This window comes from Bartonella queenslandensis AUST/NH15 (genome assembly GCF_000312585.1).
Lineage (GTDB): Bacteria > Pseudomonadota > Alphaproteobacteria > Rhizobiales > Rhizobiaceae > Bartonella > Bartonella queenslandensis_A.
The window spans coordinates 1-245 of the sequence record NZ_HE998430.1 but is presented as its reverse complement, the minus strand read 5'-3'; the positions used below and the strand labels follow the sequence as shown (position 1 = coordinate 245).

Genomic DNA, 245 nt, shown 5'->3' with positions numbered 1-245 from the left:
GAACAAAGACAGCCAAACTGTAACTCTCACAGAGGGCAAGATTTATATTGCTGGGGATATTTTCCCCGTCTGTGATGCTGTCCTCAATAATGTTTCCATGATTGGGCGCGTGGAGATCGGTGTAAAGTTGCAAAAGAAATGGGTGACCTATGAGGATGATCCAGAGCTGTTGGGGCAAATTCCAGGGTCCTTGGCAGAAGGAGAACCAGGTGCAGCACGGGAAGTTGCAAAACTTGTCTGGGCAC

1 protein-coding gene is annotated in these 245 nt (G+C 48.6%); it reads left to right on the top strand.

Going from position 1 to position 245, the window contains the following annotated elements; translation table 11 throughout:
• On the top strand, nucleotides 1-245 hold a 245-nt coding region (locus tag BN338_RS10570; protein ID WP_039762569.1), incomplete at both ends, for a DUF4815 domain-containing protein.